Origin of the sequence: Streptomyces sp. NPDC005863, from assembly GCF_042871345.1 — a bacterium.
In the GTDB taxonomy this organism is placed as follows: Bacteria; Actinomycetota; Actinomycetes; order Streptomycetales; family Streptomycetaceae; genus Streptomyces.
Map to the genome: position 1 here is coordinate 1,258,143 of NZ_JBIAII010000001.1, position 26,009 is coordinate 1,284,151.

Annotated in this window: 25 protein-coding genes; 12 read left to right on the plus strand and 13 right to left on the minus strand. The window is 70.3% G+C overall.

Annotation, left to right across the window (positions count from 1 at the left end):
* The first annotated feature begins 212 nt into the window (after window positions 1-212).
* The 3 genes from ACFYO9_RS05510 (at window position 213) to ACFYO9_RS05520 (ending at window position 4,200) form a co-directional block, all read left to right on the plus strand.
* Window positions 213-872 (plus strand): response regulator transcription factor, encoded by a 660-nt coding sequence (locus ACFYO9_RS05510; protein WP_355804240.1) that lies wholly within the window; start codon window positions 213-215, stop codon window positions 870-872.
* A gap of 312 nt (window positions 873-1,184) precedes the next feature.
* Window positions 1,185-3,116 (plus strand): 2-oxoacid:acceptor oxidoreductase subunit alpha, encoded by a 1,932-nt coding sequence (locus tag ACFYO9_RS05515; RefSeq protein ID WP_355803927.1) that lies wholly within the window; start codon window positions 1,185-1,187, stop codon window positions 3,114-3,116.
* Window positions 3,109-4,200 carry a 2-oxoacid:ferredoxin oxidoreductase subunit beta gene (locus tag ACFYO9_RS05520; protein ID WP_355803929.1) on the plus strand — a complete coding sequence of 364 codons (1,092 nt, stop codon included), beginning with the start codon at window positions 3,109-3,111 and terminating at the stop codon, window positions 4,198-4,200. The genes ACFYO9_RS05515 and ACFYO9_RS05520 overlap by 8 nt, the downstream gene beginning before the upstream one ends.
* Before the next feature lie 37 nt (window positions 4,201-4,237).
* Here ACFYO9_RS05520 and ACFYO9_RS05525 read toward each other — a convergent pair whose 3' ends face one another.
* A complete protein-coding gene (locus ACFYO9_RS05525) occupies window positions 4,238-4,606 on the minus strand; it encodes a helix-turn-helix domain-containing protein (protein WP_358774721.1) in 369 nt (122 codons plus the stop codon).
* Window positions 4,607-4,707: 101 nt separating this feature from the next.
* Between ACFYO9_RS05525 and ACFYO9_RS05530 the strand changes: the two genes are divergently transcribed.
* Window positions 4,708-5,568, plus strand: coding sequence for an SDR family oxidoreductase (locus ACFYO9_RS05530; protein ID WP_358774719.1), 861 nt, complete (start codon window positions 4,708-4,710; stop codon window positions 5,566-5,568).
* A 115-nt stretch (window positions 5,569-5,683) separates the two neighbouring features.
* Window positions 5,684-6,685, plus strand: coding sequence for an EamA family transporter RarD (gene rarD, locus ACFYO9_RS05535; RefSeq protein WP_358774718.1), 1,002 nt, complete (start codon window positions 5,684-5,686; stop codon window positions 6,683-6,685).
* Window positions 6,686-6,703: 18 nt separating this feature from the next.
* On the opposite strand, the gene ACFYO9_RS05540 is transcribed toward rarD, so the two are convergent.
* The 4 genes from ACFYO9_RS05540 to ACFYO9_RS05555 all read right to left on the minus strand — a co-directional run bounded on the left by ACFYO9_RS05540 (window position 6,704) and on the right by ACFYO9_RS05555 (window position 9,727).
* Window positions 6,704-7,879: a protein-L-isoaspartate(D-aspartate) O-methyltransferase gene (locus tag ACFYO9_RS05540; RefSeq protein WP_355803937.1), complete on the minus strand. Its 1,176-nt coding sequence runs from the start codon at window positions 7,877-7,879 to the stop codon at window positions 6,704-6,706.
* Window positions 7,880-8,103: 224 nt separating this feature from the next.
* Entirely contained in the window at window positions 8,104-8,952 is an 849-nt protein-coding gene (locus ACFYO9_RS05545) for a helix-turn-helix transcriptional regulator (RefSeq protein ID WP_355803939.1), read from the minus strand.
* A gap of 9 nt (window positions 8,953-8,961) precedes the next feature.
* A complete protein-coding gene (locus ACFYO9_RS05550; RefSeq protein ID WP_358774716.1) occupies window positions 8,962-9,480 on the minus strand; it encodes a DUF6879 family protein in 519 nt (172 codons plus the stop codon).
* The gene (locus ACFYO9_RS05555; protein WP_355803943.1) at window positions 9,461-9,727 is read right to left on the minus strand and encodes a hypothetical protein; all 267 of its coding nucleotides are present in this window, start codon (window positions 9,725-9,727) and stop codon (window positions 9,461-9,463) included. Before ACFYO9_RS05555 ends, ACFYO9_RS05550 begins: the two co-directional genes overlap by 20 nt.
* 189 nt (window positions 9,728-9,916) lie before the next feature.
* Here ACFYO9_RS05555 and ACFYO9_RS05560 point away from each other — a divergent pair, with 189 nt between their 5' ends.
* A complete protein-coding gene (locus tag ACFYO9_RS05560) occupies window positions 9,917-10,369 on the plus strand; it encodes a VOC family protein (RefSeq protein WP_355803945.1) in 453 nt (150 codons plus the stop codon).
* A 20-nt stretch (window positions 10,370-10,389) separates the two neighbouring features.
* Here ACFYO9_RS05560 and ACFYO9_RS05565 read toward each other — a convergent pair whose 3' ends face one another.
* The 3 genes from ACFYO9_RS05565 to ACFYO9_RS05575 are packed head-to-tail and all read right to left on the minus strand — an operon-like array spanning window position 10,390 to window position 12,719.
* Window positions 10,390-11,535 carry a methyltransferase domain-containing protein gene (locus tag ACFYO9_RS05565; protein WP_358774714.1) on the minus strand — a complete coding sequence of 382 codons (1,146 nt, stop codon included), beginning with the start codon at window positions 11,533-11,535 and terminating at the stop codon, window positions 10,390-10,392.
* A 20-nt stretch (window positions 11,536-11,555) separates the two neighbouring features.
* A complete protein-coding gene (locus ACFYO9_RS05570) occupies window positions 11,556-12,419 on the minus strand; it encodes a radical SAM protein (protein WP_355803949.1) in 864 nt (287 codons plus the stop codon).
* Between the two features lie 33 nt (window positions 12,420-12,452).
* Window positions 12,453-12,719, minus strand: a complete 267-nt coding sequence (locus ACFYO9_RS05575) for a hypothetical protein (RefSeq protein WP_355803950.1) — start codon at window positions 12,717-12,719, stop codon at window positions 12,453-12,455.
* 382 nt (window positions 12,720-13,101) lie between these two features.
* Here ACFYO9_RS05575 and ACFYO9_RS05580 point away from each other — a divergent pair, with 382 nt between their 5' ends.
* The 3 genes from ACFYO9_RS05580 (at window position 13,102) to ACFYO9_RS05590 (ending at window position 14,928) form a co-directional block, all read left to right on the plus strand.
* Complete coding sequence (locus tag ACFYO9_RS05580) at window positions 13,102-13,929, plus strand: helix-turn-helix transcriptional regulator (protein WP_355803952.1); 828 nt, start codon at window positions 13,102-13,104, stop codon at window positions 13,927-13,929.
* Window positions 13,926-14,135 (plus strand): DUF397 domain-containing protein, encoded by a 210-nt coding sequence (locus tag ACFYO9_RS05585; protein WP_355803954.1) that lies wholly within the window; start codon window positions 13,926-13,928, stop codon window positions 14,133-14,135. The genes ACFYO9_RS05580 and ACFYO9_RS05585 overlap by 4 nt, the downstream gene beginning before the upstream one ends.
* A gap of 196 nt (window positions 14,136-14,331) precedes the next feature.
* The gene (locus tag ACFYO9_RS05590) at window positions 14,332-14,928 is read left to right on the plus strand and encodes an NAD(P)H-dependent oxidoreductase (protein ID WP_358774711.1); all 597 of its coding nucleotides are present in this window, start codon (window positions 14,332-14,334) and stop codon (window positions 14,926-14,928) included.
* A gap of 65 nt (window positions 14,929-14,993) precedes the next feature.
* On the opposite strand, the gene ACFYO9_RS05595 is transcribed toward ACFYO9_RS05590, so the two are convergent.
* The 4 genes from ACFYO9_RS05595 to ACFYO9_RS05610 form a co-directional block, all read right to left on the minus strand.
* A complete protein-coding gene (locus ACFYO9_RS05595) occupies window positions 14,994-15,935 on the minus strand; it encodes an ABC transporter permease (RefSeq protein ID WP_358774709.1) in 942 nt (313 codons plus the stop codon).
* Window positions 15,922-16,932 (minus strand): ABC transporter ATP-binding protein, encoded by a 1,011-nt coding sequence (locus tag ACFYO9_RS05600; protein WP_388665964.1) that lies wholly within the window; start codon window positions 16,930-16,932, stop codon window positions 15,922-15,924. The genes ACFYO9_RS05595 and ACFYO9_RS05600 overlap by 14 nt, the downstream gene beginning before the upstream one ends.
* 138 nt (window positions 16,933-17,070) lie before the next feature.
* Window positions 17,071-18,366 (minus strand): DUF2092 domain-containing protein, encoded by a 1,296-nt coding sequence (locus tag ACFYO9_RS05605; protein ID WP_358774707.1) that lies wholly within the window; start codon window positions 18,364-18,366, stop codon window positions 17,071-17,073.
* 302 nt (window positions 18,367-18,668) lie between these two features.
* The gene (locus ACFYO9_RS05610; RefSeq protein ID WP_358774706.1) at window positions 18,669-19,679 is read right to left on the minus strand and encodes a polyprenyl synthetase family protein; all 1,011 of its coding nucleotides are present in this window, start codon (window positions 19,677-19,679) and stop codon (window positions 18,669-18,671) included.
* A 316-nt stretch (window positions 19,680-19,995) separates the two neighbouring features.
* On the opposite strand from ACFYO9_RS05610, the gene ACFYO9_RS05615 reads away from it, so the two are divergent.
* Both ACFYO9_RS05615 and ACFYO9_RS05620 read left to right on the plus strand, forming a co-directional pair.
* A complete protein-coding gene (locus ACFYO9_RS05615) occupies window positions 19,996-21,510 on the plus strand; it encodes a peptide MFS transporter (protein ID WP_358774704.1) in 1,515 nt (504 codons plus the stop codon).
* A gap of 48 nt (window positions 21,511-21,558) precedes the next feature.
* The gene (locus ACFYO9_RS05620) at window positions 21,559-23,547 is read left to right on the plus strand and encodes a CocE/NonD family hydrolase (RefSeq protein WP_358774702.1); all 1,989 of its coding nucleotides are present in this window, start codon (window positions 21,559-21,561) and stop codon (window positions 23,545-23,547) included.
* 18 nt (window positions 23,548-23,565) lie between these two features.
* Here the strand turns inward: ACFYO9_RS05620 and ACFYO9_RS05625 are convergent, their stop codons facing one another.
* Entirely contained in the window at window positions 23,566-24,378 is an 813-nt protein-coding gene (locus ACFYO9_RS05625; protein WP_355803968.1) for an HAD family hydrolase, read from the minus strand.
* Window positions 24,379-24,667: 289 nt separating this feature from the next.
* Between ACFYO9_RS05625 and fahA the strand changes: the two genes are divergently transcribed.
* Window positions 24,668-25,981 carry a fumarylacetoacetase gene (gene fahA, locus ACFYO9_RS05630; protein WP_355803970.1) on the plus strand — a complete coding sequence of 438 codons (1,314 nt, stop codon included), beginning with the start codon at window positions 24,668-24,670 and terminating at the stop codon, window positions 25,979-25,981.
* The last annotated feature ends 28 nt before the right edge of the window (window positions 25,982-26,009 follow it).

Consider the following 26,009-nt stretch of genomic DNA (forward strand, 5'->3'; position numbering starts at 1 on the left):
GGCGCGGGGGGCGAGGGCGGACGCATCCGGTAAGCGGTCCGGACGATTCCGGTGAGGAGGTCGGACGATTCCGGTGAGCGGACCCGTGGGCCGCCGCGGATCGCGCGATACTGAGGTGCCGGACGCGCGGCCGACACGGCCGCCGCCCGACCGGGCGGGCCGGCGCGTCGGGGGAAGAAAAAGTGCCGGGGGGCCAAAAAGTGGAGGACAGAGTGCGGGTCGTCATCGCCGAGGATTCAGTGCTGCTCAGGGAGGGCCTGACCCGGTTGCTGACCGACCGCGGGCACGACGTGGTGGCCGGTGTGGGGGACGCCGACGCGCTGATCAAGACGATCACCGACCTCGCCGGGCAGGACGCCCTGCCGGACGTGGTCGTCGCCGACGTGCGGATGCCGCCGACCCACACCGACGAGGGCGTGCGCGCCGCGGTGTTCCTGCGTCAGCAGCACCCCGGGCTCGGGGTCCTGGTCCTTTCGCAGTACGTCGAGGAGCAGTACGCCACCGAGCTGCTCGCCGGGTCGAGCCGGGGCGTGGGCTATCTGCTCAAGGACCGGGTCGCGGAGGTGCGGGAGTTCGTCGACGCGGTGGTGCGGGTCGCGGAGGGCGGCACGGCGCTCGACCCGGAGGTCGTGGCGCAGCTGCTGGGCCGCAGCCGCAAGCAGGACGTGCTGGCGGGGCTGACCCCGCGCGAGCGCGAGGTGCTCGGCCTGATGGCGGAGGGGCGGACGAACTCGGCGGTCGCCCGGCAGCTCGTGGTGAGCGACGGCGCCGTCGAGAAGCACGTGAGCAACATCTTCCTGAAGCTCGGCCTGTCCCAGAGTGACGGGGATCACCGTCGCGTGCTCGCGGTCCTCACCTACCTCAACTCGTAATCGACTGACACTCTGTCAGGTGACCTGCGGGCCACCGCGCACTCCAACATGAGCAGGCACGACCACGGAGCGTCACGGACTTCCGTGGTCGGCCGGAGCGGGTCCTAGAACCAAAGGATGAGCGGGGAGCGTCATCCAGGGAGGGTCGGGGGGCGGGGCGAACCATGACAAACCGGTGCGACACGGTGTCTCAGAAGTACATCCACCATGTGATCAAGCCCAGGAAGGCACCCCTCACGGACGTAGGGTGGACCTTGGGAGCGCCGGCCGTCCCGGCGATTCCGCTCAGTCGCCTCGAGGAGGTCCAGTTCAGTGACCAGCCAGGTCAGTAGCCAAGCCGAGCAGGCCGACGGAGCAGTCGTCGGGGAGCAGCGCAAGCCTGCGGGTGACAAAGACGTACGCCGTCTGGACCGGGTGATCATCCGTTTCGCGGGTGACTCCGGTGACGGGATGCAGCTCACGGGTGACCGCTTCACCTCGGAGACGGCGTCCTTCGGCAACGACCTGTCGACGCTGCCGAACTTCCCCGCCGAGATCCGCGCGCCCGCCGGGACGCTCCCGGGCGTGTCCTCCTTTCAGCTGCACTTCGCCGACCACGACATCCTGACGCCGGGCGACGCGCCGAACGTCCTGGTGGCGATGAACCCGGCGGCGCTGAAGGCGAACATCGGCGACGTGCCGCGCGGCGCGGAGGTCATCGTCAACACCGACGAGTTCTCCAAGCGCGCGATGCAGAAGGTCGGTTACGCGACCTCGCCCCTCGATGACGGCTCCCTGGACGGCTACAGCGTGCACCCGGTGCCGCTGACCACGCTGACGGTGGAGGCGCTGAAGGACTTCGACCTCTCGCGCAAGGACGCGGGGCGCTCGAAGAACATGTTCGCGCTCGGCCTGCTCTCCTGGATGTACCACCGGCCGACCGAGGGCACCGAGAGGTTCCTGCGGACCAAGTTCGCCAAGCGCCCGGAGATCGCCGAGGCGAACATCGCGGCGTTCCACGCGGGCTGGAACTTCGGCGAGACCACCGAGGACTTCGCGGTCTCCTACGAAGTGGCCCCGGCCTCCGAGGCGTTCGCGACCGGCACCTACCGCAACATCTCCGGCAACCTCGCCCTGTCGTACGGGCTCATCGCGGCGGGCCGGCAGGCGGATCTGCCGCTGTACCTGGGCAGTTACCCGATCACGCCGGCCTCGGACATCCTGCACGAGCTGTCCCGGCACAAGAACTTCGGCGTGCGCACCTTCCAGGCCGAGGACGAGATCGCGGGCATCGGCGCGGCGCTCGGCGCCGCGTTCGGCGGCTCTCTCGCGGTGACGACGACCTCGGGGCCCGGCGTGGCGCTCAAGTCGGAGACCATCGGCCTGGCCGTCAGCCTCGAACTGCCGCTGCTGGTCGTGGACATCCAGCGCGGCGGCCCGAGCACCGGCCTGCCGACCAAGACCGAGCAGGCCGACCTGCTCCAGGCGATGTACGGACGCAACGGCGAGGCGCCGGTGCCGATCGTGGCGCCGCGGACGCCCGCGGACTGTTTCGACGCGGCGCTGGAGGCGGCCCGCATCGCGGTGACCTACCGGACGCCGGTGTTCCTGCTCTCCGACGGCTACCTGGCCAACGGCTCGGAGCCCTGGCGCATCCCCGAGGTCGACGAACTGCCGGACCTGCGCGTGCAGTTCGCCTCCGGGCCCAACCACACCGAGGCCGACGGCTCCGAGACCTTCTGGCCCTACAAGCGCGATCCGCAGACGCTGGCCCGCCCGTGGGCGATCCCGGGCACGCCGGGCCTCGAACACCGCATCGGCGGCATCGAGAAGCAGGACGGCACGGGCAACATCTCCTACGACCCGGCCAACCACGACTTCATGGTCCGCACCCGGCAGGCCAAGATCGACGGCATCGAGGTGCCCGACCTGGAGGTCGACGACGTGGGCGGGGACGCCGACACCCTGGTGCTCGGCTGGGGTTCGACGTACGGGCCGATCACCGCGGCGGTCCGCCGGCTGCGCACCGCGGGCGAGTCGATCGCGCAGGCCCATCTGCGCCACCTCAACCCGTTCCCGCGGAATCTCGGCGAGGTCCTCGCGCGTTACGACAAGGTGGTGATCCCCGAGATGAACCTCGGTCAGCTCGCCACGCTGATCCGTGCGAAGTACCTGGTGGACGCCGTCTCGTACAACCAGGTCAACGGCATGCCGTTCAAGGCCGAGCAGCTCGCCACGGCTCTCAAGGAGACCATCGATGGCTGACACGAAAACGGCTGGGCCACAAGGGGCCGGGAGCACGATCGAGGCGCTCTCCCTGGTGCCCAAGGCCGAGGCCCAGCAGTCCATGAAGGACTTCAAGTCCGACCAGGAGGTGCGCTGGTGCCCCGGCTGCGGTGACTACGCCGTGCTGGCCGCCGTGCAGGGCTTCATGCCCGAACTGGGCCTGGCGAAGGAGAACATCGTCTTCGTCTCGGGCATCGGGTGCTCCTCCCGCTTCCCGTACTACATGAACACCTACGGGATGCACTCCATCCACGGCCGCGCCCCGGCCATCGCCACCGGCCTCGCCTCCTCGCGCCGCGACCTGAGCGTGTGGGTGGTGACCGGCGACGGCGACGCGCTGTCCATCGGCGGCAACCACCTCATCCACGCCCTGCGCCGCAACGTGAACCTTAAGATCCTGCTGTTCAACAACCGGATCTACGGCCTCACCAAGGGCCAGTACAGCCCCACGTCGGAAGTCGGCAAGATCACCAAGTCGACGCCGATGGGCTCGCTGGACGCGCCCTTCAACCCGGTGTCGCTGGCCATCGGCGCGGAGGCGTCGTTCGTGGCACGAACCGTGGACTCCGACCGCAAGCACCTCACGTCGGTGCTGCGCGCGGCGGCCGAGCACCCCGGCACCGCCCTGGTGGAGATCTACCAGAACTGCAACATCTTCAACGACGGCGCCTTCGAGGTCCTCAAGGACAAGCAGCAGGCCGAGGAAGCGGTGATCCGCCTGGAGCACGGGCAGCCGATCCGCTTCGGCACCGAGGGCTCGAAGGGTGTCGTACGCGACGCGCTGACCGGCGACCTGAAGGTCGTCGCCGTCACCCCGGAGAACGAGGCGGACATCCTGGTCCACGACGCGCACTCCACGTCGCCGACCACGGCCTTCGCGCTCTCCCGGCTCGCCGACCCCGACACCCTGCACCACACCCCGATCGGCGTCCTGCGCGACGTCGAGCGCCCGGTGTACGACACGCTCATGGCCGACCAGCTCGACAGCGCCATCGAACGGGACGGCAAGGGCGACCTCGGCGCGCTGCTCGCGGGCAAGGACACCTGGACGGTCGTCGGCTAGTCCCGGCCACGCCCTTGCGAAGCCCGGTCCCGACGTCTCAGGACCGGGCTTCGTCGTACGCCGTGCGCGCCCGCTCGACGTCGGCCATACGCCGCTGCGTCCACGTCGCGAGGGTCCTGACCTGCTCGGCGGCCTCACGGCCCAGCTCCGTGAGGGAGTAGTCGACGCGGGGCGGGATGACCGGCTTGGCGTCGCGGTGCACCAGGCCGTCGCGCTCCAGGGTCTGCAGGGTCTGGGTGAGCGACTTCTCGCTGACGCGGCCGATGTGGCGGCGCAGCTCGCTGAAGCGGTACGAGCGCTCCTCCAGGGCGATCAGGACGAGGACGCCCCACCGGCTCGTGACGTGCTCCAGGACGAGGCGGTGCGGGCACATCTCCTCGCGCGTGCTCCAGTCACTTACGTCCATGCCCGTACCTTACTTCAAAGTGGGTACTTACGAAAAGTTAGCGCACTCCGTACGGTGGCGTACGTACCGCATTCCGCCCCCACCAGCAGGAGCACCCAGCCATGAGCATCGTCGTCACCGGAGCCACCGGACACCTCGGCCGTCTCGTCATCGAGGGGCTGCTCGCGGCCCACGTCCCGGCCGGTCGGATCGCGGCCGTCGTCCGCGACAAGGAGAAGGCCGCGGACCTCGCCGAGCGCGGCGTCGAGCTGCGGATCGCCGACTACGACGCGCCCGAGACGCTGCGCGGTGTCTTCGCCGCGGGCGACCGCGTCCTGCTGATCTCCGGCAGCGAGGTCGGGCGGCGCGTGCCGCAGCACCGCGCGGTCGTCGACGCGGCGCGCGAGGCGGGCGTCGCGCTCCTCGCGTACACCGGCGTCCTCGGCGGGCCCGACGCCGACTTCGACCTCGCGGCCGAGCACAAGGTGACCGAGCAGCTGATCCTCGACTCCGGTCTGCCGTACACCTTCCTGCGCAACGGCTGGTACCACGAGAACTACACCGAGCACCTCGCCCCGGTCCTGGAGCACGGCGCCGTCGTCGCCTCCGCGGGCGAGGGCCGGGTCGCCTCCGCCGCGCGCGCCGACTACGCCGCGGCCGCCGTCGCCGTGCTGACCGGCGAGGGCCACGAGGGCAAGGTCTACGAACTGAGCGGCGACGTCGCGTGGAGCTTCGCCGAGTACGCGGCGGTGGTGGCGGCGCAGAGCGGCAAGGAGATCTCGTACGCGAACGTCCCGGCCGAGCAGCACCTGGCGGTGCTGACCGGCGCCGGGCTGCCGGAGGCGCTGGCGGCGGTGCTCGTCGACGTCGACGCGGCGATCGCGCGGGGGCGCCTCGCGGGGACGAACGGGGAGCTGGCGCGGCTGATCGGGCGGCCCACGACGCCCATCACGGAGGCGATCATGGCGGCCCTGGAGGGGTGACCCCGGCGGGCGCCGGACGTCATGAGCGTCTCCGTGGAACAGGCATGACAGGCGGCCGTTTCCGGCGCTACCTTCTGGGGAGCAGCATGGGGCTGCCGTGCACCTTGGAGGGGCCGTGGAGAGCTCAGCAGCCGAGAAGTCGGGGAACGAGCAGCGCGTCGGACTGCTGAACGGCTTCGCCGCCTACGGGCTGTGGGGCCTCGTCCCCCTCTTCTGGCCGCTCCTCAAGCCGGCCGGCGCCGTCGAGATCCTCGCGCACCGGATGGTCTGGTCCCTCGTCGTGGTCGGCGTCGCGCTGCTGTTCGTACGGCGCTGGGACTGGGCCCGCGCACTGCTGCGCCAGCCGCGCCGGCTCGGCCTGGTCGCGGTCGCCGCGGCGGTCATCACCGTCAACTGGGGCGTCTACATCTGGTCCGTGAACTCCGGGCACGTCGTCGAGGCCTCCCTCGGCTACTTCATCAACCCGCTGGTCACCATCGCCATGGGCGTCCTGCTCCTCGGCGAGCGGCTGCGCCCCGTGCAGTGGGCGGCGGTCGCCATCGGGGCCGCGGCCGTCCTCGTGCTCGCCTTCGGCTACGGCAGGCCGCCGTGGATCTCGCTCACCCTCGCCTTCTCCTTCGCCACGTACGGCCTGGTCAAGAAGAAGGTCAACCTCGGCGGTCTGGAGTCGCTCGCCGCGGAGACCGCCGTGCAGTTCCTGCCCGCCCTCGGCTATCTGGTGTGGCTCGCCACGCAGGGCGACATCGTCTTCGGCACCCGGGGCACCGGCCACGCGGCGCTGCTCGCGGCCACGGGCGTGGTGACCGCCGCTCCCCTGGTCTGCTTCGGGGCCGCGGCGATCCGGGTGCCGCTGTCCACGCTGGGCCTGCTCCAATACCTCGCGCCGGTCTTCCAGTTCGCGCTCGGCATCCTCTACTTCCATGAGGCGATGCCGCCCGAGCGGTGGGCGGGCTTCGGCCTGGTGTGGCTGGCGCTCACGCTGCTGACCTGGGACGCGCTGCGCACGGCGCGACGGAACGCGGCGCGGCTCGCGGCGGCGCGGGAGGCGGCGGCGGTGTCGCCCGCGGGGTCGCCCGCGACGACGAGGGCCGGGGAGGCGCCGGAGCCGGCGGTCTGAGCCGTCGGGCGGCGGGGCCTAGTGACGAAGTGGTACCGGATTACTGGGTGAGTCGAGCCACACGCGCTCGCCGTCGTTGTCCACAGTGAGTCCGAAGCGGGCGAAACCGGGACGGTCTTGCTGGTGCCACCAGCGCCAGGCGGATTCCAGCTCGTCCCATAGCTTGCGAGGGCCGGACTGGACCACGGGATATGCGCTGCGTCCCTTCGAGTAGTCCGCCGTTGCCCAAGACGTGATGTTCGTGTCCAGCAGCCATAGCCGGTACGCGCCGTCCTGGCCCCAGGCGACTCGGCAGAACAGGTCGGGGGCCTGCACGCCGATGGCGAACATATGGATCCAGTCACCCACGTCGTCCGGTGAAAGCGCGGTCTCGGACCGCACGCCTGCGCCGGGCCACTCGTGCCTCTTCAGAAAAGCCTGTGTGGGCGGCAGTTGCTTACGCTGCACGCTCAGCCGCATGAACGCCGATGATCCGACGAAGGGGCCACTCGCCGAGCCGTCCTCGGCAACCGTGAGGCGGACGACCGCCTCCCCGCCGTACGTCGGCCCCCACGGAGTCACGATGACACCGCCACTCACGGTCTGCTCACGCCACGAAGCGGGCACACTGCCCACGGAACAGGTGGCGATCAGCCGGTCATACGGAGCACGGTTCGCGTAGCCGTGGGCGCCGTTGCCGACATGCACGAGCGGGTGCAGTCCGGCGAGGCTCAGCCGGTTGCGTGCTTCCTCGGCCGTCTGGAGGTCCACCTCCACCGACACCACATGATCGGCACCGACGCGATGCGAGAGCAGAGCGGCATTCCAGCCCGTACCGGTACCGATCTCCAAGACCTCGTGTCCGTCATGCACGTCCAAGGCGGCGAGCATCGTGAACACCATGGTGGGCATCGAGTTGGAACTGGTCGGAGTACGCCCCTTGTTGGGGCCTGTATACGCGCCGCTGTCCCACTGCGTAGTGATCGGCGCGTCCCGGTAGACGGCTTCCCACCACAAGTCCGGCTGCTCGTCCAGCGTGATCCGGTCATCCTGTCGGTTCATGCCCGCGCGACCCGGCCAGATGACGCCCGGCACGAACTGATGCCGCGGGACTGCCTCATAGACGGGGAGCCAATCCGTGGTGAGTGCGCCCGACTCCATGAGCGCGGAGGCGAGCCGTTCGGGGCCCGCCCCCTTCAGTTCATGCTCGGTCACTTGCCATCCGCCGGTTCTTGCCCGTCGTTCGTGTTGCCACCCTCATCGGAGCCCCCTCCGCCGTGTTTGTTCCCGCTGTCGCTGTCGTCCTGGGGGTTGCCGCCGGTCGCCACGGTGAGCCACAACTCACGCATGTTCGGTACCTCCGTCGTGTTGATGGTGCTCGCAACGCTAGGGAGAGCGGGCCCCCAACTCACAGTCGATTGCGTGAGGTTGCACGTGGGTCAGCCGAGAGCTTCCACTGCCGATGTGATCAGTGCGCGAGCCTTGACGCCGTACACAGCGAGATCCGCCAGTTCCGCGAACGTCCGGGCGTACATCGCTACTTCGCTGGGCTGCGTGATCGTGAGGTAGCCCGAGATCAACTCGACGTTGACCTGTGCCGTGTCATAGACCCAAAAACCCTCAGCCGGCCAACGCTCCCGGTCCGGCGTCATGGGCACGACTCCGAAGCTGACGTTGGGGAGTGAGGCAACCGAGATCAGATGGCCGAGCTGCCCGGACATGACCTCGGCGCCGCCGACCCCGGCCCGTAGCACCGACTCTTCCACCAGGAACGCGAACTGCCTGCCACCCTCGGACAGCACTCTCTGACGTTCCATGCGGGCAGTCACCGCGTCGGCCACGTCGTCCACCAGCCCGCGCCTGCGCTGAATCGCTCGCAGGACGGCCGTCGTGTACGGCTGCGTCTGGATCATTCCGGGTACGAGCCACGACGAGTACGAGCGGAAACGGTGCGTTCGCTGGTACAGGGGAAGACGTGCCTCTTGTGCCTGGCGCAGCCCGGCCCGCTCCATACGTCGCCAGTCGACCCACATGCCCTCGGCTGTCCGCAGCGAGGCGATCAAGTCCTCGGTCTGGTCCTGGGCACCGCACGCCCGGCACCAGGCCCGGATGTCGTCAGCGGATGGCGGAGTCTTCGCGTTCATGATCCGGGACGACTTGGACCGGCTCCACCCGCACAGCTCGGCGAGTTCGAGACCGGTGAGCCCGGCATCCCGGCAGAGACCTTCAAGACGTTTCGCGAGAGCCTGCCGGGCATGCTGGGCGCTGGAGGACGCGGAGACTGCCATGCCGTGCGATCAGCTCGGCCGATACTCCGCGTGGGGAATCGCCCGCTTCCACGCTGCCTCGTACGCGCTGACGTACTGCTCGGCCAATGCCGGGTCGTGCGCGACTTCCATGCGCGGGCCGGTCCACTGACCGTCACCGCTGAAGTGGTGCAGGATCACGGTTTCCTCATCCATGACCCAACCGTCCAGTGCGGGGAGCAAAAGATCACGGGCCCGTGATCGCGGCAGCCAACGCACGTCCTCACCCGCTGCGACGTTCGTGAACGCGCCGTCGTACTCGTACCGCACGTAGTCGCTCAGCGGCTCGGAGACCACCCGCAGCCGACGCATGATCACGCCGCGGCCGGTCGTCTCGGCCACCACGTCCAGCCACGAACGCCACCAGGAATCCCGATCGTCGGGGTCGTACCGGTGCCCTTCCTGCCAGCGGATGAACTCCGGATCGTCGCGCATGTAGCTGTCCCGCATCTCAAGGTGTCGCGCTGAGCGCTGTGCCTTCGCGAGGCATTCACGTACCGCTGTTGCCACCGTTGTCCTCACCGTCCGGGCGGGGGATGAACTGGATCATGTTTGCAGGGAGTCGAATCACGCTTTCGTGGTCCGGTACGTCGGACGAGTGGCCCGGCACGGAACCGACCTCCTGTGCCAGGCGAACGGTCTCCGCGTCCGCCGTCCATGACTGGATGATCAAGTCACCGGTCGTGTCGTCAAGCCAGATCGTGGGCGAACCGTCGTCGGGGGTGTTGGGCCAGATTCCCAAGAACGTCAGGGCCATTGGTCACTCCTCTACCGAAGCTCGTGCCCAGGCGTGCACGAGCTTCGCCCCTGGGCCTCATCAGTACAAGAGGGCGAGTGAGCCACGTAGGAGGGGTGGCGTACGCCGGAGCCGGTGGTCTGAGCCGTCGAGTTGCCGCTCCGCCTGAATCCGCGCCTCCGCGCCGGGTAGCCGCTATACCTGGTCACCATGACCACCCTGCACTGGAAGCTCGTCGTCGACGCCGCCGATCCGCATGCCCAAGCCGCCTTCTGGGCCGAGACGTTGGGGTACGAGGTCGAGGACAACAGCATGCTGATCGAGCGTCTCCTGGACGTCGGCGCGGCGCCGGAGGGCGCGACCGTCGAGTTCCGCGGGCGCCGCGCCTGGCGCGACCTCATCGCGGTCCGGCACCCCGACGACCCGTACGACGAGCAGAGCGGCACGGGGCTCGGCCGCCGGATCCTCTTCCAGCGCGTGCCGGAACCCAAGACCGGCAAGAACCGGCTCCACCTCGACGTGCACAGCGAGCCGGGCCGGCGCGCGGACGAGGTGGTCAGGATCGGCGCGCTGGGCGCGGCCGTGCAGCGGCACGTCAAGGAGCCAGGCGGTGAGTGGGCCATCATGACGGACCCTGAGGGGAACGAGTTCTGCGTCCACTGAGGCCTGGGCGCGGGCCGGCTTCAGTCGCCGCCGATGGCCGCTTGCCACCTGCCCCGAGAGAGCCGGACGATTCCGTCCGGCTCGATGTGTACGCGCGCGCCGAGCAGAGGCAGAGCCCCTTCGGCATTGAGCCGGTTCCGGAGGCGTTCCAGAGCCGACCAAAGCCGTTGCGATCCGCCCTGGTGGACTTCCGGCGGGTCGGTCCATTCGGCCTCGGCGCGGGCCCATGACCCGTCGGGGTGCACCAGTAAGGCGGTACGAGTCCGCCCGCTGGTCTCGTATCCGAGTTCCACACCCGGTGTCGTGACTTCCAGCATGGAACGCAACTCCCACGCTTCGGCCACGTTCAACACGGGATAACGGCCCGTACTGCGCTCGTCCCCTTCCTCGTTCCGGGCGAGGGCGAACAGCTCGGCGAGGGCGGGCGGGTAGTCGTCTCCGGAACGGGTGAGCATGAACCCCGCCATGTCCCGTTCCACCTGCCCGTACACGTCCCCATCCCCGTGCTTCCAACCTGTGATGATCAGACAGGTTCGCCCGATGGTGGTGGCGATTCTTCCGCCGGGTTCCAGTGCGGCGAGGACTGGACGGAGCCCCGGGCCTGCGGGGAGCCCCACCGTGGACACAACGCGCTCGTACGTGCCGGGGACGTGCTCGGTCGCATCCGCGGTAACGAACCGAGGGTGGTAGCCCATGGACGCGAGCCGCTCCCCTGCCGCACTGGTCAAGTACACGTCCACGTCCAAGCTCGTCACGTTCGCGGCTCCGAACCGGTTGGACGCGTACGCGGTGAGCCCGCCGGCTCCCGTGCCCAGGTCGAGCAACGGCAACCCCGGCCCGAGCCGTGCATGTCGCAGCATCCGCACCACCAGACTCGGCAGCGTGGCGGACGAGGTGGGCAGCCCCTCGGGGCGGTCATCGGGCTTCGCGTGGTCGGCGTGCAGCCCACCAACCTTGGTGATCAACGACCGGTCCGCATAGGCGGCTTCGGCCCACGCTGCTGGATCGCTTGCCCCGTCGCGGAGCACCCACGTACCCGAGCTGTCCATGTCCCACCAGCGCGGGACCAGCTCGTGACGGGGCACCCGTGCGACAGGGGCGAGCCACCGGGAATCCGGGTCGGTCACCTTGCCCGCAAGGGTGCTTGCCTTGCTCTGCCAGTCCATGCTGCCGAGCCTTTCAGTCATCAGTACGCGGGGTCACACGCTTCGGTGCTCGCGGGGTCACAGTCGCCCGAGTCGTTCGGGGTGCACGCGGCACGCGGGGCGAGGATGCTCGCGGAGAGTTCGGCCCACTGCGGGCCCCCGAGCAGATCGGCGAGCCGGGTGTTCCGAACGTTGCCCGCCGGGAAGTTCCGCGAGAGCACGCAGCCGGCGAGATCACCGTTCGGCAGGATGGCAGCTCGTCCGCGCGTGCACCGCCCGCACATCTCGGCGAGGGAGGGTGACTGCCCCGGCAGTGCCGCACGTCCCACGGCTCGCGCCCGGTCGGTATTGATGTGCTTCACGCCCATGGATTGCAGCTCGGCGCGGGCTTCGGCGACGCGTTGCCCCGGCAGCACGTCCACGATTCCGGCCCGGATCGTGATCCCTCGGCTCACGGCTTCGCGGATGTTGCACCGGGTGCGTACGTAGCTTCCGGTCTTGCCCGTGATCCGGTCGTGTTCCTCGGGGTCGTCGCTGTAATAGCTCGTCCCGAGGGTGAGCCCGTCCCGCTGGAACAGCTCCCACCACGCGGGCTTGACCGTGAACAGGTTGGAGTACACCTCTACGTGCAGCCCGAGCGAGAGCCCGAGTTCGGCGAACTCTCGCCACTGCGGGTGAACGGTCGGCTCGCCCCCGATGAGCTGGACGGTACGGATGCCGAGCCCGGCAGCGTCCACGATGACCCCCCGCCAATCTTCGGGCGACATGATGCCGTGGGACGCTTGCGGGCTGGACTCGGACAGGCAGTGCGTGCACGTGAGTTGACACTTTCCGGTGATCTCCAGTTCAAGGGACTGGATCCCGGCGACCGGTTCACGGGTGGGGGACTCGATGAGCGTCGTCATGTGGTGTTTCCTCCCGGGGCTTCGACGCGTCGGTCAGGTCCGCTCACCCGGAACCACGATCCAGGGGCGTTCGATGATCTCGGCGAAGCTGGTGTGTGCGGGGTTGTCGCGGACGTGCTCGAACACCCACGTCTGCGGATCGGTGGCGTCTTCGCTGCGGCTCGACTCGGCGCCGCACTCGGTGTCGTCCTCTGTGAGGGTCAGGCAGCGAAGCCCGTAGGTGGTCGGGGGCGCGTCGTCGTCCAGATCGGGCCGGAACGTCTTGGTGACGAACCCGAAGCGGCGTACCGCGGCGCTCATAGGCACTCACCCCGACTCCGGGCGTTGGCATGCGCGGTACCAGCGGCAAGTCGTTGTTGCTGACTCGTCGGCCGCACGTCGGTGGGGTCGGTTCGCCACTCCCTGCCCCCGTGCACCGGGCGCAGGAACCAATACCCGGCCCACTCCCCGCAGAACACCCCGAGCCTGTCCAACCTGGTATCCAGCACGAGTGCGTACAGGGCCGGCTGTTCGGGCGGGGCGGGCGGGGGCGGGGGCGGGGCTTCTTGCCGCTCCGCTGAAGCATCACTGCCGGACACGGCCGCTCCTCTCCGTAGCACTTTCACTACCTTGCGTTCAGCGTGGCCACCGAAGGGGAACCCTTCAACTTGTCAGGCGCGAACGAAAGGTCGGTGAACCAGCTGTGAACCGCAAGGAGCTGGACCCGGACAGCTCACCGCAGGCCGCCTTCGGCGCGCGTCTGCGCAGCTCACGGGAGGAGCGAGAGTGGACGCAGGACGAGCTTGCCGACCGGATGGGGTACTCCAGTACGCACATTTCCGCGGTTGAAACTGGTCGCAAACTTCCAACTCTGCGCCTCGCGCGAAGTGCGGACAACGCGTTCGGCGGGGGCGACCGATTCGAACGCGCCTTCCGAAAGGTGCGGCACGCGGGCCTTCTTGAAGGTTTCCCACAGTTCGTCGAGCATGAGGCGCAGGCCGCCGAGATCCGGCTCTATGAGGTGGGCGTGATCCCTGGCCTGCTGCAGACACCGGAGTACGCCGCGGTACTCGCGCAGAGTGCGGTCAAGCGGAGAGCCATCACGGACGAACAGGCGGAGGAGCGCGTCACGCTGATCGCCGAGCGCCAAGCGACGCTAGACCGCACGCCCTCACCCCTGGTGTTCGTGGTGCTCGACGAAAGCTGCCTCAGGCGCCCGATCGGCGAACCCGCCGTGATGAACGCCCAGTTGGACAGGCTGGCGGAGTTCGCCGAGCTTCCCAACACCGTGCTCCAGGTCGCCCCGTTCGACATGGGCGCCCGGCGCCCGTTCGACCTGCCCGTCACCGTCCTCACGCTGCCCGATCGCTCCCTGATGTCCTACGCGGAGTCGGCGCAGCGGGGTCATCTGGAACGGGAAAGTACGTTCGTACTGCCCATACTGACGGCCTACCATCAGCTACAGGCAGAGTCCCGCTCCCAGGCGGAGACGGTGGCCATGATCAGCACGTTACGAAAGGGCACCCAGTGACGACCGAACGCCCGCAGTGGTTCACGTCCTCGTACAGCAACAACGGCGGCCAGTGCATCGAGGTCGCCACGAACCTTGCCGCGTCGCGCGGTGTGGTCCCCGTCCGTGACTCCAAGAACCCGACCGGTCCGGTCCTGGACCTCCCCGCCGACTCGTTCGCCTCCTTCGTGGCAAGCGTCAAGGTCGGGGAGCTCGGGGCCGTCTGACACGTCGGACCGCCTCACCCGTTCAAGACCATTCAAGACTGCCCCACCGTGCCCGGCGCGGTGGGGCAGTTGCGGTGTGGGCCACCCTGGACGCGAGTCAATGCATGTGCATATAGTGCACGCGCAAGCACTTGTCGTACGCAGGCGCTCACGTCTGCGCACGTCCCCGCACGCCCGCGTTCCCAGGGGGGACCCCATGACCCGCTCGTTCCTCTTCGTCCTCGGCAGTGCCCGGCCTGAGGGCAACACCGAGATCCTGGCCCGCAAGGCCGCCGAGCAGCTGCCCCCGGACGTGGAGCAGCGCTGGCTGGACCTCGCCGATCTGTCGCTGCCCGACTTCGAGGACCGGCGGCACGGCGGCGAGGGGCCGCGGGAGCGGACGCGGCCCGTCGGCACCGATGAGGCGGTCCTCCTGGACGCCACGCTCGGCGCGACGGACATCGTCATCGCGTCGCCGCTGTACTGGTACTCGCTCTCGGCCACCGTCAAGCGCTACCTCGATTACTGGGACGCCTGGCTGGAGACGCCGGAGATCTCCTTCAAGGAGACGCTCGCGGGACGCACCCTGTGGGGTGTCACCGCGCTCGCGCACCGCGAGGAGGTGGTGGCGGAGCCGCTCATCGGCACGCTGCGCAACACGGCCGCGTTCTTCCCGATGCGCTTCGGCGGCGTCCTGCTCGGCAACGGCACCCGGCCCGGCCAGGTCCTTGAGGACACCGAGGCCATGGCGCGCGCCAAGACGTTCTTCGCGCGGGAGGCGCCGATCGCCCGCTTCCCGTACGACGAGGCGTAGTTCCCGTACGAGGGGTGGTGGGCCCGTACGGCGAGGCGCAGGCCCGGCCCCGCCCGGCCCGGCGGCTACGCCATGATGTCCTTCGCCCCGAAACGCGCCCACGCCGCCGAGCCGAACACCGCCGCGTACAACCCCTGCATCTGCAGGTTCTTGACGATGTCGGTCCAGTAGACCGGCTCGCGCATCAGGTCGGCGAAGGACAGCCAGTAGTGCGAGAAGAAGTACGGGTGCAGGCCGTGCAACTGCGGGATCTGGTCGAGGATCTGCACCGTGATCAGCAGGCCGACCGTCGTCGCCATCGCCGCGATGCCGCTGCTGGTGAGCGTCGAGACGAACAGGCCGAGCGCCGCAACGCCGGTCAGTGACACGGCGACGACCAGCGCGATCAGCAGGGCCCGCACCAGCCCTTCGCCGAAGCCCATCCGGGTGCCCGAGATCGTGGTGACCTCGCCCAACGGGAAGAGCAGCGCGCCGGTCGCGAGCGCGGAGACGGCCACGACCAGGGTCGCGACCAGGCAGAACGTCAGCGTGGTCGCGTACTTGACGAGGAGCAGCCGGGTCCGTCCCGCGGGCGCGACCAGGAGATAGCGCAGGGTGCCCGCGCTCGCCTCGCCCGCGACCGCGTCCCCGGCGACGACGCCGATCGCCATCGGCAGGAAGAACGGCAGCGTCGCGGCGAGCGCGGTGAAGACCAGGAACAGGCCGTTGTTGGTGATCTGCGCGATGAAGGCGGGCCCGCCCCCGTCACCGCCCCCGCCGATCGTGGAACCGTCGCTGGTCTCGATCTTGACGGCGATGCCGACGAGGACCGGCACGGCGGCGAGCACCGCGAGCAGCGCGAGGGTCCGCCAGCGGCGGAAGGTGATCGTGAGCTCGCTGCGGAAGAGGCCGAGGGTCCAGATCGCCCGTGGCCCCCGCACGCCGCCCTGCCCGGCCGCTTCCCCCACGTCCGCCGCTTCCCCCACGTCAGCCGCTTCCGCCACTTCCGCCATGTCAGCCCGCGACATCGAAGCCCTCCCCCGTCAGCGCCACGAACGCGTCCTCCAGCGAGGCCCGTTCGAGCCCGAAGCCGCGGACGCGGACGCCCGCCCCGACCAGCGCGGCGTTCAGGTCGGCGAGGTCCACGTCCGGACCGCCCGCATCCCCCGCGTCCCGGCCCGGCGGTTCGCCCGTCACCCGGTCCTCCGTCACCACGAGATCCGTCACGCCCTGCTCCTTGAGGACCCGGGCGGCGTCGCCCGGGTCCGGTGTCGTCACGACGAGCCGGCCGCGCGCGCCCGCCGCGAGATCGGCGACCGGGCCCTGGGTGATCAGCCGGCCCCGGGTCATCACGGCCACGTGCGTGCAGACCTGCTCGATCTCGTCGAGCAGGTGCGAGGAGAGGAAGACCGTCGTGCCCTCAGACGCCAACTCCCGTACCAGGGTGCGGATCTCGCGCATGCCCTGCGGGTCGAGGCCGTTCGTCGGCTCGTCGAGGACGAGGAGCCTGCGCGGCTGGAGCAGCGCCGCGGCGAGGCCGAGCCGCTGCTTCATGCCGAGGGAGTACGCCTTCGCCTTCTTGCCGGCGGCCGCGGTGAGCCCGACCCGGTCGAGGGCCGCCTCGGCCCGCGCCCGCCGGGTGCGCGGGTCGGCGTCCGGGTCCGCGGAGTCGTACCGGAGCAGGTTGTCGCGGCCGGAGAGGAAGCCGTACAGGGCGGGGCCCTCGATCAGCGCGCCCACCTGCGGGAGCACGGTGCGGGTGGCGCGCGGCATGGGGTGACCGAGGACGCGCGCGTGGCCGGAGGTCGGCGCGATGAGGCCCATCAGCATGCGGATCGTGGTCGTCTTGCCCGAGCCGTTCGGCCCGAGGAAGCCGAAGACGCTGCCCTGCGGGACGGCGAGGTCGAGCCGGTCGACGGCCAGGTGCTTTCCGTAGCGCTTGGTGAGCGCGTGCGTCTCGATGACGTTCACCGCCGTCGAACCGCCGCTGCTGCCCGGCACGTTGCCCGCCCTTCGTCGTCCCACGAGTCGTCTCACGCGTCGCCCCACGAGTCGCCCCACGCCTCGTCCCACGCCTCGTCCCACGCAACGGATGGAAGGTGCCGCGCCGGCACCTTCCATCCGCCGTACCCCTGAGTCGTCCGGTGAGTCGTCCGGCGCCCGCTAGTGCGCCGCGTCGGCCGCCTTCACCAGCGCGTCCTTGGTGACCGCGCCGACGTAGACCGTGCCGTCGTCGGTGATCAGGGCGTTGACCAGGCGGGTCGAGAAGACCGTGCCCGAGCCGAAGCGGCCCTCGACCTGGTCGCCCAGCGAGTCGAGCAGCTTCTGCGCGTCCTGCGGGACGTCGCCCGAACCGGCCTTCGGCAGGCCCTTGCCGCCCGGCAGCTTCAGCTCCGCGATGGAGCCCCAGCCCTTGCCGATGACGTTCACGCCGTTGAGGTCGCCCTCGCCGAACTCCTTGCCGCCCGGGCCCAATTCCTTGCCGCCCGCGCTGCCCTTGCCGGCCTTCTCCTTGAAGTCGCGGCCCTTCGCGGCGTGTTCGTCGGCCTCGGTGACCTTCGCGCCCTTGGGCGGAGTGAAGTCGAACGTGGACGCGGACGGCTTGCCGAAGTCGACCTTCGTGAAGCCCGCGTCGACGACGGCCGCGCCGCCGGAGGCCGGGGTGAGGGTGAACTTGAGCGGCGTGCCGGTCTTCTCGTCCACCGCGACGGTGATCCTGCCGACCGTCGAACCGGACTGCTTCGGCTTGATCACCAGGCGGTACGCGTCACGGCCCGCGACCTGCGCGGTGCCGTCGACCGTCACGGACGTGGTGTCGTCGACCGCCTTCAGGGCCTGCTCGGCGAACTCCTTCGGGGTGGCCGGCATCCCCTTGGGGACCTCCCGGTCGCCCTTGCCGTGCCGCTCGGCGGCGCCGCCCTTGCCCGCGTCCTTCGCGTGGTACGCCTCGTTCGACGCACTGTCGTACGCCCACATGTCGTCGCCGTTGTGGATCACGCTGTACTCGGCGGCGTCCTCCAGGACCGACACCTTCTGCCGGTCGGGGCCGTCGGCCGCGACGCGCAGCGTGTGGGTGCCGGACGCCAGCTCCATGAGCTTGCCCTTGGGGTCGGCCGCGGAGCCCTTGCCCTCGCCGTCCTCACCCCGGTCCGCCCCGCCGCCGCCACCGCCGAAGCCGCCGGTCATGCCGCCGATCGACGGCAGGCCGAGGTCGGTGCTGATCTTGACGTTGCCGGAGAGCTGCTGTGTGTCCGACGCGGCGATCTTCTCGATGAGTTCCTGTGCGGTGACCTTCGGCAGGTCCGGGTCGCCCGAGGTGGCCAGGGCCGGTACGAGCCCGATCGTCGCCGCGGCCACCCCCGCCACAGCGATCGGGACCGCGTAGCGGGCCGCCTTGCGGCGGCCGACGCGCAGGTCAGCGGCCTCGCTGGTGTCCTTCTCCGGTTCGTACGGTGCCATTGTCTGCCTTACCTCCGTGGTCGGCGGCGGCCTTCCCTGTACGTGCCTACGTCCACCCCGTGCCGCCATTCTCACCCGAACAGGTCAGGAGTGGGGGTTCTCTGTGGACTCCATCCGACCAAATCGGGCGCCGAGAAGCGTCAGACCCCGGGAGCAACTCCACGTACTGCTCTGGGATGAGACGGGGCGGCGTTCTCACCCCCGTCCCGTAGGGGACCGAGGGGGAAGGCGGGAGGAGACACAAAAGAAGACGGCCATGTGACACGAGTCACATGGCCGCGGCGTCCGCACTGCGGGACGGATCAGCCCGCCCGGTGCACCACCAGGTCGCAGAGCTCGATCAGGGACGCCTTCGCGTCACCCTCCGGCAGCGGACCCAGCGCGGCCCGCGCGCTCTCCGCGTAGGAGACGGTGTCCCGGCGGGCGTGCTCCAGGGCGGGGTGCTCGCGCAACCGGGAGAGCGCCTCGGCGTGCCGGGCGTCGTCCGTGAGATCGGTGTCGAGCAGCTCGCACAGGGCGACGTCCTCGGCGAGCCCGAGCCGCGCCGCCCGCTCGCGCAGCCGCAGCACGGGCAGCGTGGGGATGCCCTCGCGCAGGTCGGTTCCCGGCGTCTTGCCCGACTCGTGCGAGTCGGAGGCGATGTCCAGGACGTCGTCGGCGAGCTGGAAGGCGACACCGAGCCGCTCGCCGTACTGCGTCAGGACGTTGACCGCCGACTCGTCGGCGCCCGACATCATCGCGCCGAACCGGCAGGCCACGGCGACCAGCGAGCCGGTCTTGCCGCGCAGCACGTCGAGGTAGTGGTCGACCGGGTCGCGCCCCTCGGCGGGCCCCGCGGTCTCCAGGATCTGGCCGGTGACCAGCCGCTCGAAGGCCTCGGCCTGGATCCGGACGGCCTCCGGGCCGAGGTCGGCCAGGATGTAGGAGGCGCGGGCGAAGAGGAAGTCGCCGGTCAGCACGGCGACGGAGTTGCCCCAGCGCTGGTTGGCGCTCTCGACCCCGCGGCGCACCTCGGCGTCGTCCATCACGTCGTCGTGGTACAGCGTCGCGAGGTGCGTCAGCTCGACGACCACCGCGGAGGGGACGATGCCCGGCGCGTCCGGGTCGCCGAACTGGGCGGCGAGCATCACGAGCAGCGGACGGAAACGCTTGCCCCCGGCACGGACGAGGTGCTGGGCGGCCTCGGTGATGAAGGGGACCTCGCTCTTGGTGGCCTCGAGCAGTCCCTCCTCGACAGCCGCCAACCCGACCTGGACATCGGCTTCGAGAGCCTGGTCCCGCACGCTCAGCCCGAAAGGCCCGACGACGGTCACGAGAGGTTCTCCTGTCTGCTGACGATCACATGGCCAACTCGGTCGATCATTGGATCTCCGTCGATGACACGGGTTTGTCGATGTGTCGCTGCCATCACTCAAGTCAGCGTATCCGGTCGACTTTCGATCACGGCGAGCACCTGCCCGCCCGTCGCTCGCCACCGCCCTGGTCGGCGCGGCGCGCGAGCCCGCCGGAGCGCTCCGGTACACCAGGCCGCGCGGTGCACGGGGCTCACCGGTATGTTCGGGATCAGCCCATAGGACCGGGAAGACCGCTCTGCTCCTATAACAACCGTAACGACCTGGAGAAGCCCCTTTGTCCCGCACCACGGCCGCGTACGAGCCGCCCGCCGAGCCGGAAGGCGAGCCACCGCCGGGCGACGACCATGCCTTCCTCGGGCAGCCCCGCGGCCTGCTCACCCTGTCGGGCCTGGAGGTCTGGGAGCGCTTCTCGTTCCTCGGCATGCAGGCCATCCTGGTCCTCTACTTCGCCGACTCCGTCGCCCACGACGGGATGGGGATGGACGCCGGGACGGCCGCGTCGGTCTCGGCCGCCTACGGCACGCTGGTCTATCTGGTCTCCGTGGCCGGCGGCTGGCTCGCCGACCGTATCCTCGGCTCCTACCGCGCGGTCCTGTGGGGCGGCATCCTCATCGCCTGCGGCCACTACTCGATGGCCGTGCCGACGGCGACGATGACCTGGGTGGGCCTCGGCCTGATCAGCGCCGGCACCGGCCTGCTCAAGCCGAACGTCGCCTCGATGGTCGGCAAGCTCTACCGCACCGACGACGACCGCCGTGACGCCGGCTTCGCGCTCTACTACATGGGCATCAACATCGGCGCCTTCGCGGGCCCGCTGATCACCGGCTGGCTCGGCGACCACAAGGGCTGGCACTGGGGCTTCTCGGCCGCCGCGATCGGCATGACGTTCGGCCTGATCCAGTACGTGCTCGGCCGCCGTCACCTCGCCGGGCGCAAGGCCTCCGCCGAGTTCGCGCTGCCGAGGGAGGCGATGCGCCGCGCGGTCGCCCTGATCGTCGTCGGCCTCGTCGTGTTCGCCGCCCTCGCGGGGCTACTCGCCGGGGTCGGCTGGCTGACCATGGACCGCTTCGTGGACCTGCTCACCCTCGTCTCGGTGATCGCCCCGGTCGTCTACTTCGCGGTGATGTTCCGCAGCCCGCGCGTGAGCACCGAGGAGCGCGGGCGCCTGAAGCCGTACGTGGTGCTCTTCCTGACCTCGGTCGTCTTCAACTTCATCCTCTTCCAGGCCTACTCGACAATGATCCTGCTGGCCTCGACCAACGCCGAGACCTCGATCTTCGGCTACCACTTCCCGGCCAGCTGGTACGCCTCCGCGCTCGGCGCCTTCGAGGTCGCCCTCGCGCCCGTCGTCGCCGCCGTCTGGGCCCGGATGGGCCACCGCCAGCCGCACGCCTCCAACAAGATCGCGTCCGGCGTGATCCTGGGCGGCCTGTCGTTCCTGCTGATGGTCCTGCCCACCTCGGGGCACGGCGACGACACGTACAAGATGGCGGTCTGGTGGATCGTCGGCTCGTACCTGCTCCTCGGCCTCGGCGACATCCTCGTGGAGACCTCCGGCATGTCGGCGACGACCAAGCTCGCCCCGAAGGCCTTCGCCAGCCAGACCATGGCTCTCTGGTTCCTCTCCCTCGCGCTGGCCAACGGCGTCCAGGCGCAGGTCGTGAAGGTGTACGGAGAGGTCTCCAACCCGGCGTACTTCGGCGTGAACGGCGGCATCGCCGTGCTCGCGGGCATCGCCGTGATCACCCTGGCGCCCTGGCTGCGCCGCACCATGCATCCCGTCCACTGAGACCACCCGACCGACCACCGGACACCCCCGTCCACCGAGGTTCCACTCATGCAGATCCGAGACTCCTTCCCGTACGAGACGACCCGCGAGGACATCCACGTGCCCCTCGCCGACGGGACCAGGCTCTACGCGCGCGTGTGGCGCCCGGTCACCGACGAACCCGTCCCCGTGCTCCTCGAATACCTGCCCTACCGCCTCAGCGACTGGACGGCGCCGCGCGACTGGCAGCGCCACCCCTGGTACGCGGGCCACGGCTACGCCTCCGTCCGCGTCGACGTGCGCGGGCACGGCAACAGCGAGGGCCTGCCCACCGACGAGTACTCGGCGCAGGAGCTCGCCGACGGCGTCGAGGTGGTGAACTGGCTGGCCGCGCAGGAGTGGTCGAGCGGCAAGGTCGGCATGTTCGGCATCTCCTGGGGCGGCTTCAACTCCCTGCAGCTCGCGGCGCTCGCCCCCGAGCCGCTCAAGGCCGTCGTCACGGTCTGCTCGGCCGACGACCGCTACGACAACGACGTGCACTACATGGGCGGCTCCGTGCTCGCCGTCGACATGCACGCGTGGGCGGCGACCATGCTGGCGTTCGTCTCGCGGCCGCCCGACCCGTACTTCGTCGGCGACGCGTGGCGCGCCATGTGGCTGACCCGCCTTGAGGCCGTCGAGCCCTTCATCCACACCTGGCTCGACCACCAGACCCGCGACGACTACTGGCGGCACGGCAGCGTCTGCGAGGACTACTCCGCGATCGGCGCCGCGGTCCTCGCGGTGGGCGGCTGGCACGACCCGTACCGCGACACGGTGCTGCGCCTGGTGGAGCATCTCCCGGGCGACGTACGGGGGTTGATCGGCCCGTGGTCGCACCAGTACCCGGACCGCGGCCTGCCGCCCGGGCCCGCGATCGGCTTCCTCCAGGAGACCCTGCGCTGGTGGGACCAGCACCTCAAGGGCGTCGACACCGGGGTGATGGCCGAGCCGAAGCTGCGCTCCTGGATCAGCGACTCGCATCCGCCGGCCACGGTCTACCCGGAGCTGAGCGGCGGCTGGGTGGGCGACCCGTCCTGGCCCTCCCCGAACGTCACCCCCGTCGCGTACGCCCTCCAGGGCACCCCGGTCGTCGTCGACTCCCCGCACCACACCGGCCTGGACGCGGGCCGGTACTTCCCCTTCGGCAACGACGCGGACCTGCCGCCCGACCAGCGGGACGAGGACGCGAAGTCGGCGTGCTTCGAGTTCGAGGTCCCCGCGCAGGTACGGGTCCTCGGGCGCCCCAAGGTGACGCTGCGGCTGCGCATGGACGTGCCGTACGGGCAGGCGATCGCCCGCGTCTGCGACGTCGCGCCGGACGGCTCATCCACCCTCGTCACCCGGGGCGTGCTCAACCTCTCGGCCCGGAACGGCAGGGACCGCGCCGACGCCTGGCCGCTCGGCGCCACCGAGGACGTGACCTTCGAGCTCAACGGCATCGGCCACACCTTCCCGCCGGGCCACCGCATCCGGCTCGCGGTCTCCTCCGCGTACTGGCCGTGGATCTGGCCGCAGGCCGACTCGGTGGGCTTCACGCTCGACCCGGTGGGCAGCACCCTCGAACTGCCGGTGCGCGAGGGCGATCTGGACCCGACGATCACCTTCGAGCCGGCCGAGCAGTCGGCGCCGCTCGGCGTGGTGTACCCGGCCACCCTGGACGAGCAGCGGCCCGAACGCCTGGTGGTACGGGACGTCGCCAAGGGCGAGTGGCGCCTGGAGGTCGACCCGCGCTACGGCGGCACGCGCGTGTACCCGGACGGCCTGGAGTTCACCGAGGACGCCGTGGAGACGTACACGATCCAGGAGGACGACCCGCTCAGCGCCCGCACCCGCTCGGACTGGCGGATCCGGCTGCACCGGCCCGAACTGGGCTGGGACGTCACGGTCGAGACCCGCTCCGAGATCACCTGCGACGCGGCGGACTTCATCACCGCGAACGAGGTGGTGTGCCGGGACGGCGGCGAGGTCGTCTTCCACCGGACCTGGGAGAAGCGGATCCGGCGGACGGCGGGCTAGGGCGGGTTAGGGCCCGCCCTAGGTCTGGCCCAGGAGGCGTTCGAGGACGACGGCCACGCCGTCGTCCTCGTTCGAGAGGGCCAACTCGTCGGACACCGCCTTCAGTTCGCCGTGGGCGTTGGCCATGGCCACCCCGTGCGCCGCCCACAGGAACATGGGGATGTCGTTCGGCATGTCCCCGAAGGCGAGGGTGTCCTCGGCCGTCAGACCGAGCCGTTCGGCGGCCAGGGCGAGGCCGGTCGCCTTGGTCACCCCGCACGGCTGGAGCTCCACCGTGCCGGGCCCCGACATCGTCACCGAGGCGAGCGGGCCGACCGCGTCCCGCGCCACGGCCGCCAACTCGTCGTCCGCCAGCGTCGGATGCCGCAGCAGCACCTTGCTGATGGGCTCCTCCCACAGCACGTCGCGACGGGGCACCCGCACCGCGGGCAGGGTGGGATGCGGCATCTCGTACCCCGGCTCGATGAGCGTGAGGCCGTCCACGCCGTCCTGGTCGACGGCCGCGTAGACCTCCCCGACCTCGGCCTCGATCTTCCCGAGCGCGGTCTCGCCGAGTTCGCGGTCGAGCGTCACCGACCACACCATCCGGTCCGCCCCGGCGTCGTACAGCTGCGCCCCCTGACCGCACACGGCCAGGCCGTCGTAGCCGAGCGCGTCGAAGAGGGGCCGCACCCGCGGCGCGGGCCTGCCGGTCACCACGAGGTGCCGGGCGCCCTGCTCCCCCACGGCGGCCAGCGCCCGCCGCGACCGGTCCGAGACCGTGTCGTCGCCGCGCAGCAGCGTCCCGTCCAGGTCAGTGGCGATGAGTGCATATGCGAGGGGAGCCGACATGATCCAGAGAATACGGATCCTGGGCCCGGCGGGAAGCTGCTTGGCAAGGTGCGTATACGGGCGGGTGAGACCGGACGGGACAGCGGGCCCGCTGGTTCACCGGAAAGTGGAAGATTAGATTCCGGCATGCCTCATTCCGACTATGCGGTACGCGCCGCCGTGATGGGGCGTGCGAATGAGCCGCCGCAGCACGCCCATTCGGACATTGCACACCCTTTGGACACTGCCGCAACGGGGGCCCGTCCACGTAACGTGTGGCACACCCCTATGGAAAGCGAGGCAGGTACGCATGTCCGAGCAGACCCCGCTCGACCCGGCCGCCGGTGACTCCACCGACCTCCCCCGAGGCGGCTCCACCGGTCATCCCGAGGGCGATCCCTTCGGCCTGCCCGAGGGCGACCCCTTCGGTCCGCACAACCTTCCCTACGGCGTGTTCTCCCTGGCCGGCGAGGCGGACAACCGGCGCAGGGTCGGGGTACGGCTCGGCAGTCACGTCCTGGACGCCGGTGCCGCGGCCGCCGCGCTCGGCTCCCCCTACGTCTCGCTGCTCGCCCGGCCCACGCTCAACCCGCTGCTCTCCGCGGGCCGCCGCGCCTGGTCCGACGTACGGCGCGCGCTCACCGCGTGGCTGACGGTGCCCGCCCACCGCGAGGCCGTCCGCCCCCTGCTGCACCACCTCTCCGAGGTGACCCTGCACCTGCCCTTCGAGGTCGCGGACTACGTCGACTTCTACGCCTCCGAGCACCACGCCACCCACCTGGGCCAGATCTTCCGGCCGGACGCACCGTCTCCGCTGACGCCCAACTGGAAGCATCTGCCCATCGGTTACCACGGGCGCTCCGGCACGGTCGTGGTCTCCGGGACCGACGTCGTCCGCCCGTCCGGCCAGCGCAAGGCGCCCGCCGACACGGCCCCCGTCTTCGGCCCCTCGACCCGGCTCGACATCGAGGCGGAGGTCGGCTTCGTGGTCGGCGCCCCCTCGGCGCACGGAACCCCCGTCCCCCTCGCGGACTTCCGCGAGCACGTCTTCGGGCTCACCCTCCTCAACGACTGGTCGGCGCGCGACATCCAGGCCTGGGAGTACGTGCCGCTCGGCCCGTTCCTCGGCAAGTCCTTCGCCACCTCGGTCTCCGCGTGGATCACCCCCCTCGACGCGCTGGACACGGCGCGGATCGCCCCTCCGGAGCGCACCCACCCGCTCCTGCCCTACCTGGACGACTCCGCGGAGTCCGCGGCCGACGAGCCCGGCGGCTACGACCTGCGCATCACGGTGACCCTCAACGGCAAGGTCATCTCCGAGCCGCCGTTCTCCACCGTGTACTGGACGGCCGCGCAGCAGCTCGCCCACATGACGGTCAACGGCGCCTCCCTGCGCACGGGCGACCTCTACGGCTCGGGCACGGTCAGCGGTCCCGAGGCCGGCCAGTACGGCTCCCTGATCGAGATCACCTGGAACGGCCGCGACCCCCTCGAACTCCCCGACGGCAAGCGGACGTTCCTCGAGGACGGCGACGAGGTCACCCTCTCGGCCTGGGCCCCCGGCCCGCACGGCACGAGGGTGGGCCTCGGCGAGGTGACGGGACGGGTCGTGGCGGCCCGATAGCGGGAGGGGGCGGCGGCGCGGCGGGTGA